General features: G+C 69.4%; 7 protein-coding genes. 3 read left to right on the forward strand and 4 right to left on the reverse strand.

Going from position 1 to position 9,860, the window contains the following annotated elements:
- The first annotated feature begins 25 nt into the window (after window positions 1–25).
- Window positions 26–889: an NAD(P)-dependent oxidoreductase gene (locus tag QH290_RS35785; protein WP_280387825.1), complete on the forward strand. Its 864-nt coding sequence runs from the start codon at window positions 26–28 to the stop codon at window positions 887–889.
- Window positions 890–904: 15 nt separating this feature from the next.
- Here QH290_RS35785 and QH290_RS35790 read toward each other — a convergent pair whose 3' ends face one another.
- From QH290_RS35790 to QH290_RS35805, 4 genes are all read right to left on the reverse strand, one after another.
- The gene (locus QH290_RS35790) at window positions 905–1,786 is read right to left on the reverse strand and encodes an RpnC/YadD family protein (RefSeq protein WP_280387827.1); all 882 of its coding nucleotides are present in this window, start codon (window positions 1,784–1,786) and stop codon (window positions 905–907) included.
- Between the two features lie 96 nt (window positions 1,787–1,882).
- On the reverse strand, window positions 1,883–2,722 hold the full coding sequence (locus QH290_RS35795) for an alpha/beta fold hydrolase (protein WP_280269037.1): 840 nt from the start codon (window positions 2,720–2,722) through the stop codon (window positions 1,883–1,885).
- A gap of 129 nt (window positions 2,723–2,851) precedes the next feature.
- Window positions 2,852–6,463 (reverse strand): chromosome segregation protein SMC, encoded by a 3,612-nt coding sequence (gene smc / locus QH290_RS35800; protein ID WP_280387829.1) that lies wholly within the window; start codon window positions 6,461–6,463, stop codon window positions 2,852–2,854.
- A gap of 117 nt (window positions 6,464–6,580) precedes the next feature.
- Window positions 6,581–7,021: a DUF1707 SHOCT-like domain-containing protein gene (locus tag QH290_RS35805; RefSeq protein WP_280269035.1), complete on the reverse strand. Its 441-nt coding sequence runs from the start codon at window positions 7,019–7,021 to the stop codon at window positions 6,581–6,583.
- 252 nt (window positions 7,022–7,273) lie between these two features.
- Here QH290_RS35805 and QH290_RS35810 point away from each other — a divergent pair, with 252 nt between their 5' ends.
- Both QH290_RS35810 and QH290_RS35815 read left to right on the forward strand, forming a co-directional pair.
- Complete coding sequence (locus QH290_RS35810; RefSeq protein WP_280269034.1) at window positions 7,274–8,503, forward strand: acyl-CoA dehydrogenase family protein; 1,230 nt, start codon at window positions 7,274–7,276, stop codon at window positions 8,501–8,503.
- 2 nt (window positions 8,504–8,505) lie between these two features.
- A complete protein-coding gene (locus QH290_RS35815) occupies window positions 8,506–9,624 on the forward strand; it encodes an acyl-CoA dehydrogenase family protein (protein ID WP_280387831.1) in 1,119 nt (372 codons plus the stop codon).
- Window positions 9,625–9,860 lie beyond the last annotated feature (236 nt).

Below are 9,860 nucleotides of genomic sequence, written 5' to 3' on the forward strand. Positions count from 1 at the left end.
GGGCGCCACACAAACACTAACCATCATGTCCGTTCATTCGACCAAAGCACTCACCGTCCTCGGTCTCGGCGATATGGGCTCGGCCCTGATCCGTTCGTGGCTGACCGCCGGATACGCCGTCACCGTCTGGAATCGCAGTCCCCGGCGCGCCCCGGAGGGTGCGTCGGTTGCCGCTACCGCCGCCGCGGCCGTCGCCGACAACACCCTCGTCGTCGTATGCCTGCTCGACGACGCCTCGGTTCGTGCGACGCTCGACGGTATCGAGCTGAACGGCCGCGACATCGTCAACCTCACGACCAGCACGCCCGGCGAGGCCCGCGGGCTCGCCGAATGGGTTACCGCGCGCGGCGGTCGCTTCCTCGACGGCGGCATCATGGCCGTCCCCTCGATGATCGGTGCGGCCGATTCGGGCGCGTACGTGTTCTACAGCGGTTCGCCGGAGCTGCACGAGACGCACGCCGAGGCGTTGGCCGTGCCCGCCGGGGTCACCTACGTCGGCGCGGATCCCGGGTTCGCCGCCCTGTACGACATCGCCCTGCTCAGCGCGATGTGGGGCATGTTCGCCGGTGCCGCACACGCTTTCGCGCTGATCGGCAAGGAGGACATCTCACCGGTGGAGTTCGCACCCCTCATGGTCGCCTACCAGCAGGCGATGGCCGGATATTCCTTCGGCACCGCCGGACAGCTGGCAAGCGGCGATTACACCGAGGGCGTCGAATCCAACCTCGCGATGATGGTCTCGACGAACCGAACGCTGCTACGCACCGCCGCCGAACAGAACGTGAGCCCAGAACTCCTCACCCCCTTCATGACCTTGATGGAACGCCGCGCCACCGCAGGCGGCGCACACGAATCCACCACCGGCGTCATAGACCTGCTGCGCCGCTGACCCGATAGCGGCCGGTCACTCGTCGAACAGTTCGTCCACGGAGTCGACCGTCAGCGCCCGCCGGGTCCACCGCTCGAGCTGATCCGTGTCACGACAGGAGTCGATTCGATCCCGGGCACCGACCGGCACCCGCACACCACGCGTCGTCAGGATCATCAACAGCACGCGAGCCGCTTCCTCAGCCCGGCCGACCTCGCGCCCCTCCTCACGCCCCTGCGCGACGTACCGCCGGGCGAAGTCGCTCTGGTACTCCCTGGTGGCCATGATTTCCTCCAAACGGCGGGCGGCTGACGCGGGCAACGCCGTCAGCACCACATCAATGTACATTCTGCCCTGCTCATCATCGATTTCCTGCAGTCCGGCCAGAAGCGCGGCGAAGATGTCATCGGCTCGGGGACCCGCACCGTGGGCGATCGCCGATAAGACACCTAGTTCGGGCACGGCGGTCGTTTCGACAGGATCGGTCACCACCGGTACTCGGTCGGGCCCCAATACCAGTGGATTCAGCACCATGCCCGGATGCCCCAGCTCAATGGGCTCTCGGCACCACGCAGCCACCTCGGGATCGGGTGCCACGACCAGTAAGTAGGCCGGGCACCGCAGGCGCGACCTAAGCGTCGCCACGTACACCGGCCAACTCCATCGACGCGACGGATCCTTTCCGAGTTGGACCTCCACACCGATTCCGAGTACTGCCCGATCATCCACCCCGTACAACGCGAACGCGGAATCACCTCGGAACTCCTTGGGCCCCACATCCGTGAAGTCGCAGGGCTCGGCGCGGGCCTGTCGGCAGTTCGGCACGCGCTCACCGAAGACATGTGTCAGGTACCACGCCGCTAGCATCGGCTGCGACCGGAAAAGCTCAACCAAACCCTCGTGCAGGTAGGACGGCATGGTGCGGACAGTACGCGGGGGTACCGACAAGTTCGGTCGAAATACACGCTTACACAACCGATCTGGACGTTCGACTGAGATTCGGACGGTCGATTGCTACACAGAGCCGCCGTGCGCTCGGCCGCGCGCGTCCAGCCAGGCTCGGACCTCGTGCATCAGCGCGACCGGTGCGTCGTGGTGCACGAGGTGGTTGGCGCCGGGCACCAGCCGCAGGGTGGAGTCCGCGATCAGGTCGTGCAGGCGGTGGGCGCGCTCGACGGGGATCCAGCCGTCCGCTTCGCCCCAGACGATGTGGACCGGAATGTTCATGTCCCCCAGGCGATTCTCGTTCTCGCGCAGGAATTCCTCGTCGTACTGGGCGATTTGGCGGTAGAACGCCGGTTGGCCGTCGGCGCCGGTCCACGGTTCCACCAGGGCGTCGAGAACGGGCTCGGAAAGCTCTGTCGCACCGGCATTCTGGATGTACGCGCGCACCAGCGCCCGGTGGATGTACTCCGGTAGCTGCCCGAGCAGGTCGGGGTGCTCCTGCACGAACCGGAAGAACGGGGAACCGCTGGGCGGGATCGCGACGACATCGACCAGCATCAGCGACGCGTACGCTACCTTCTCGACGAGGTGGGCGCGCAACGAGACGGCGCCGCCGAAATCATGGGCGATCACATGCGGCTCCGCCAGCCCCCAGTGCTCGAGCAACGCGGCGAAAGCCGTTGCCTGCGCACCGAAATCGACCGCGTGATCGGCATCCTTGGACGACCGGCCGTACCCCGGCATATCCCACAGGTGCACGGTGTAATCGCGCGCCAGAGCCTCGGCGAACGGCCGCCACAGCACCGATGAGAACGGCGTGCCGTGGCAGAACACGACATCGGGACCGCTCCCCGCCCTGGCGCAGGCAATACGCCTACCCTGCCATTCGAAGGTCGCATCAAGATCCATACCCGGCAGGGTAGTGGCAATCGGGGAAGAGTCCCCGCGATCCTGCGCCCGCAAGGTAGTCGCAACCGAGGAAGAGTCCCCCGATCCTGCGCCCGCAAGGTAGCCGCAACCGGCGAAGACTCCCCCCGATCAGCTGGGCGCGCCTACCAGGTTTTCTCCGCGCATGCGCTGCGAGATGACCTGGGTGATGCCGTCGCCGCGCATGCTGACGCCGTAGAGCGCGTCGGCGATCTCCATGGTCGGCTTCTGGTGGGTGATGACGATCAGCTGGGACTTCTCGCGCAGCTGCTCGAACAGGCCGATGAGGCGGCGCAGGTTGGTGTCGTCCAGCGCGGCCTCGACCTCGTCCATCACGTAGAACGGCGAGGGCCGGGCGCGGAAGATGGCCACCAGCAGGGCGACCGCGGTCAGCGACTTCTCGCCGCCGGACAGCAGCGACAGCCGCTTGACCTTCTTGCCCGGCGGCCGGGCCTCCACCTCGATGCCCGTCGTCAGCATGTCCGACGGGTCGGTCAGCACCAGCCTGCCCTCGCCGCCGGGGAACAGCTTCGCGAAGACGCCGACGAACTCCTCCCGGACGTCCTCCCACGCCTCGGTGAACACCTGCAGGATCCGCGCGTCCACCTCCGACACCACGTCCAGCAGGTCCTGGCGCGCCTTCTTGACGTCCTCGAGCTGTGTGGAGAGGAAGTTGTAGCGCTCCTCGAGGGCCGCGAACTCTTCCAGCGCAAGGGGATTCACCTTGCCGAGGGTGGTGAGGTCCTTCTCGGCACGCTTGGCGCGGCGCTGCTGGGTGGCGCGGTCGTAGGGCATCGGCTGCGGCGGGCTCACCGCCTCGCCGCGCTCCTTGGCCTGCTCGTACTCCTGCAGCTCGAGCTGTGTGGGCGGCATCGGCACATCGGGGCCGTATTCGGCGATCAGATCGTCGAGGGCCAAGCCGAACTGCTCGGAGATGGTCTGCTCCAGCTGCTCGATGCGCAGCGCGGCCTCGGCCCGGGCCACCTCGTCGCGGTGCACGGCGTCGGTGAGCTGGGTCAGCTGGGTGGTCAGCGCCCGCACCCGCTCCTTGGTCTGATCGACCTGCCCGGCGCATTCGGTGCGGCGGCGGACCAGCTCGTCACGACGCGAACCCGCCTCGGCCACAACGGTTTCCAGTTCCGCCGCGACGCGCTCCGCGGACTCGGCCACGACGGCGGCGACCTCCGCGGCGCGGCGGCGCGCGGCCTGCGCCCGTTCGGCGCGGGCGCGGGATTCGCGTTCGGCGCGGGCGGCCCGGCGCAGCGAATCCGCCTTGCCGCGCACCGATTCCGCGCGCTCCTCGGCCGTCCGCACGGCCAGGCGGGCCTCCACCTCCATGGCGCGGGCCTCGGCGAGCGCGGCGGCGGCCTCCTCGCGCTCCTCCCCCGCCGTCTCGCTGCCCGCGCCGTCGTCCGAATCCAGTTCGGACTGTTCGGATTCCACGTGCCGCAGCCGGTCCTCGAGTTCGGCGAGCTTCTCCAGATTCTCGTCCCGCGCGGTTTCGGCGTCGGCGCGCTGTGCCTGCAGGCGTTCGCATTCGGTCTGGGCGGTGCGGGCGGTCTCGCCGAGGCGGCCGAGCCGATCGTAGATCGACACCAGCGCCTGGTCGGATTCGTGCAGGGCCAGCAGCGCCTGGTCGGCGGCCTCCTTGCGGTCGCTCTGCTCGGCCTCCGCCCCCGACAGCGCGGCCTCGAACTCCTCGGCGTGGCGCTGCCAGGAGGCCAATTCGGCCTGGGCCGCGTCGATATCGGCCTGGATCTCGAGCTGACTGGGCGCCCGGTCGGAGCCGCCGAGCAGCCAGCCCGTGCCGGTCAGGTCGCCGTCGCGGGTGACGATGCGCAGATCCGGTTGCACCGCAAGCACTTCGGCGGCGGCGGGCATATCGTCGACGACCACGGTCCCGGCGGTCAGCGCGGCGACAGCGCCGCGCATGGTGTCGGGCGCGTCGACCACGTCCGCGAGCCGACGCGCGGATCCGGGTAGCGGGCCGTGACCGTCGGTGACGGCTGCGGCCGCGCCGCCGTAGACGACCGCCACCCGTCCCCCGTCGGCCTGTTTCAGCGCGCGCAGCGCGGCGTGCGCGGTACCGCCCGCCTCCGCGGCGATCGCGTCGGCCAAGGGGCCCAGCGCGGCGGCGACGGCGGCCTCGAAGCCGGGCTGCACCCGCAACATGGCCGACAGCGGGCCGAGCAGGCCCTCGGGTTGATGCTCCAGCAGCCAGGCGCCGCCGTCGCGGCGGGCCAGACCCATGGTCAGCGCCTCGATGCGGGCGGTCAGCGAGGCGACCTTCTTACTGGCCTCCCGGTCCGACTCGCGCAGTTCGGCCACCCGCCGCTCGGCCTGTTCCAGCGCCTGGGCGGCGTGCTCGTAGGCGGTGTCCAGGCTCTCCTCGCCCGCGTCGAGCTCGCTCAGTTCGGTTTGCACGGATTCGAATTCGGCCTCGGCGCCCTCGCCGCGCCGGCGCGCGTCGGTGAGCGCCTCGGACAACCGCGCGATCTCGGTATCCGCGGATTGCGCGCGATGCCGCAGCGTGTCGACCTGCCCGGACAGCCGCGCCAGGCCCTCCCGCCGGTCGGCGATCGCGCGCACGGCGGCCAGGTGCGCCTGTTCGGCGGCCTTGGCGGCCTGTTCACGCTCGTGCAGCTGCTCGCGGGCGGCCTCGAGGGTGGCGGCGGCGACCTCCACCGCCTCCCGCAGTTCGGCCTCCTCGGCCTCCACCCGCGCCGCCTCGGCCTCGAGTTGCTCCGGATCGCGACCGGTGCCGGTGGGCTGCTCGATGGTGAGGTTGCGGGCGCGGTCGCGGGCGATGCGGATGGTGGCGTTGACGCGCTCCACCAGGGCCGACAGCTGGAACCAGGTCTGTGCGGCGGCCTCGGCGCCGGGGGTCAGCCGCGACAGCTGGAATTCCTGTTGCGCCAGTGCGGCATTGGCGGCGTCGAGCTCGGCCTGGACGTTGATCTGCTGCTCGCGGGCGTAGGACTCCTTGCTCTGCTGGCTCTCCAGCTCGCGGCGGCGCGACACCAGGTCGTCGGCGGCCAGCCGGAGCTTGGCGTCGCGCAGTTCGGACTGCACGGTCGCGGCGCGGCGCGCCACCTCGGCCTGGCGGCCCAGCGGTTTGAGCTGGCGGCGCAGCTCGGTGGTGAGGTCGGTGAGGCGGGCCAGGTTGGCCTGCATGGCCTCCAGCTTGCGGACCGCCTTCTCCTTGCGCTTGCGGTGCTTGAGCACGCCCGCGGCCTCCTCGATGAAGGCGCGGCGGTCCTCGGGACGCGATTCCAGGATCGCCGAGAGCTGCCCCTGGCCGACGATGACGTGCATTTCGCGGCCGATACCGGAGTCCGACAGCAGTTCCTGCACGTCCATCAGGCGGCAGGAGTTTCCGTTGATCTCGTATTCACCGGCGCCGTCGCGGAACATGCGCCGGGTGATCGACACCTCGGAGTAGTCGATGGGCAGCGCGCCGTCGGAGTTGTCGATGGTCAGCGTGACCTCGGCGCGGCCCAGCGGCGCCCGCCCGGCGGTTCCGGCGAAGATGACATCCTGCATCTTGCCGCCACGCAGCGCCTTCGCGCCCTGCTCACCCATCACCCAGGTGAGCGCGTCGACGACGTTCGACTTGCCCGAGCCGTTGGGCCCCACCACGCAGGTGATGCCGGGCTCGAACCGCAGGGTCGTCGCGGACGCGAAGGACTTGAACCCCTTCAGCGTCAGACTCTTCAGGTGCACAGCACGCCAATCTACCCGGTGCGCGGAGATAGCTCCGCGTATGCCAGCCACCGGATGTTGTCCGAGCGGTTGCCGACACCCGGAGGCCAGCCGTCCTCGCGGTGAGGAGCGGGCCGACTACGAGGCGTCGGGACGCCGACAGCCCTGGGACTCCCAGCCGGTGAGCATGCGGAACACCAGCACCGCGCCCCACGGCCCGATCACCCAGATCGGCCAGGGGTAGGTGAATTCGCCTGTGCCGAGCGAGATCATGGCCCAGATCGCCAGGCACAGCACGCTGACACCCAGCCAGGCGCTGCCCTCGATGCGCTGCCAGATCGGCACGCGACCCAGCGCCGACGACCTCGTCTTCGGTTGGGCGGCACGCTGTTTCGGCAATTTGGGCAGATCCGACAGCACCAGCTTCAGGTCGTCGCGGGTGGTGGTGGCGTAGACCCGCGCGACGCGCTGGTCGTATTCGGCGAGGTCGAGGCGGCCCTCGCTCAGGTGCCGGGCCAGCAGCTCGGCCACCTGCTGGCGCTCGCCGTCGGAGGCGCGGGTACCGGGCGTGATGTCCATGGTCTGGAGTCCTATCGGTGAGTCTTATATTCCAAAGTGGAATGTAGTCAATCATCCAGCCTCCACAGTGGAATGTCAAGAGCCGGACCCCGGCGTTCGCCGGGGAAACGGGGCGAACGCTCGAATGCCTGGATCCACCCCGCCCGTCATCTCGGCGAACGCCGGGATTCACGCCATAAGTTAACGACCATTTGCGTTCGTCCGATAGAAGATGCGAAGGTAGAACTCCATATATCGCACAAGGAGTTCTTCGTGGATCTGGACTGGTCGCCCGCCGATCTCGCGTTTCGCGACGAGGTTCGGCGTTTTCTGGACGAGCACCTCACCCCCGAGCTTCGGCGCGCCGGGCAGCTCGCCACCAGCGTCTATCCGGATCACGAGGCGAGCATGCGGTGGCAGCGCATCCTGCACGCCCGCGGCTGGGCCGCCCCGGCCTGGCCGGTGGAGCACGGCGGCTGCGACTGGAGCCTGACCCAGCACTACATCTTCGACCGGGAGTCGATGCTGGCGGGCGCCCCGGCGCTGTCGCCGATGGGCATCCGGATGGTGGCGCACGCGATCGTCGCGTTCGGGACCGAGGAGCAGAAGTCCTACTTCCTGCCGCGCATCCTCACCGGCGAGGTGTTCTTCTGCCAGGGCTACTCCGAGCCGGAGGCGGGTTCGGACCTGGCATCGCTGACCATGGCGGCCGTCGACGACGGCGACGACCTGGTGTGCACCGGCTCCAAGATCTGGACCACCCACGCGACCGAGGCGAACTGGATCTTCTGCCTGGTCCGCACCTCGAGGCTGGAGCGCAAGCAGCAGGGCATCACCTTCCTGCTGATCGATATGAACTCCCCCGGCATCGAGGTCCGGCCGCTGGTGATGACCTCCGGTGAGCAGGTACAGAACCAGGTGTTCTTCGATCAGGTGCGGGTGCCGAAGACCAACGTGCTCGGCCGCATCGACGACGGCTGGACCGTGGCCAAGTACCTGCTCAACTTCGAACGCGGGGGCGCCCTCGCGCCCATGCTGCAGGTGCTGGCGGAATCGCTTGCCGAACAGGCGCTCTCGCAGCCCGGGCCGAACGGCGGTGCGCTGCTGGACGATCCGGCCTTCGCCGCCAAGCTCGCCGATGCCCGGATCCGCGCCGATGTGCTGGAGATCCTGGAATTCCGAACCGTGTCCGCGATCTCGCAGGGCAAGGATCCGGGACCGGCGGCCTCGACGCTGAAGATTCTCGGTACCGAACTGAGCCAGCGGCTCACCGAACTCGCGCTGGAGGCCGCGGGCCCGCGCGGGCGCGCCTACCAGCCGCACGCCGCCATGCCCGGCGGTCCGGTGGTCGACTTCACGGTCCCGCAGGACGGTTACGTCAGCGGGGACGAGTGGCAGGCGGTCGCGCCGCTGCGCTACTTCAACGACCGGGCCGGTTCGATCTACGCCGGCAGCAACGAGATTCAGCGCAATATCATCGCCAAGGCAACCCTGGGACTGTAGAGATGGACTTCGAATTCACCGCCGAACAGCAACTGCTCCGCGATACGGTCACCGAGTTCCTGGCGGCCCGCTACGACCTGGAGAAGAGCCGCGCCGCCGCCCGCACCGGCCAGGGCTGGCAGCCGGAGATCTGGCGGGCCTTCGCCGAGGAGGTCGGGATCCTCGGCGCCAGCCTGCCCGAGAGCGCGGGCGGTTTCGGCGGCGGCGCCGTCGAGACGATGCTCATCGCCGAGACACTGGGCGGGGCGCTGGTCGTCGAGCCGTATGTGGACACCGTGGTGCTGGGCGGCGGGCTGTTGCGGCGGGCCGGTGGCGAGCGGGCCGCGGAACTGTTGCGCGGCATCGTCGCCGGTGAGGTGATCACGGCTCTGGCCGCGCTGGAAGCGGATTCGGGCTACGACGTGCGCAAGGTGTCCACTACCGCACGGCGCGAGGGGGATTCGTGGATCCTCGACGGGGCGAAGACGGTCGTGACGAGCGCGTCGCTGGCCACGCACCTGCTGGTGACCGCGCGGACACCCGGCTCCGACGGCGTCTCGCTGTTCGTGGTGGACGCCGAGGCCCCCGGCCTCGCCCAGCACCCGTACCGCACCATCGACGAACGCCGCGCCGCCGATCTGGTGTTCGAGGGTGTGCGTGGTGCGTTGCTGGGAACCGAAGGGGGCGCGGGCGATTCGCTCGCCACCGCCGTGGACGAGGCGATCGCCGCGATCTCGGCCGAGGCGGTCGGCGGCATGCGCAGGGTGCTGGCCGACACCGTCGAGTACGCCAAGCAGCGCCAGCAGTTCGGGGTGCCGATCGCCTCGTTCCAGGTGCTGCAGCACCGCATGGTGGATATGCACCTGGAACTCGAACAGGCCGTTGCCGCAACCTATCTCGTCACGCTGAAGCTCGACGCCGAACCGGCCGAGCGCGCCCGCGCGGCCGCCGCCGCCAAGGCCACCATCGCCCGCGCGGCCCGCTTCATCGGCCAGCACGCGGTCCAGCTGCACGGCGCCATGGGCATGACCGAGGAACTGTCGATCGGCCATTACTTCAAGCGCCTCACCGCGATTCAGCACGAGTGGGGTTCCGCGGACCACCACACCGCCCGCTACGCGGCCCTCACCCGCCCGCGGTAGGGGGGATCCCGGCCAAAAGCATGCCGGGAATAAGAGGGCGGCAGGCCGGGAATGGAAGGGCGGCACACCGGCAACGGGCGGGCGGCACGCCGGGAAACGGGCGGGCGGCACACCGGGAAACTGGCGGGCGGCACACCGGACAACAGGCGGGCGGCACACCGGACAACAGGCGGGCAGCACACCGGACAACAGGCGGGCAGCACACCGGACAACAGGCGGGCAGCACACCGGACAAC

Origin of the sequence: Nocardia wallacei, assembly GCF_029869545.1 — a bacterium.
Lineage (GTDB): Bacteria > Actinomycetota > Actinomycetes > Mycobacteriales > Mycobacteriaceae > Nocardia > Nocardia wallacei_A.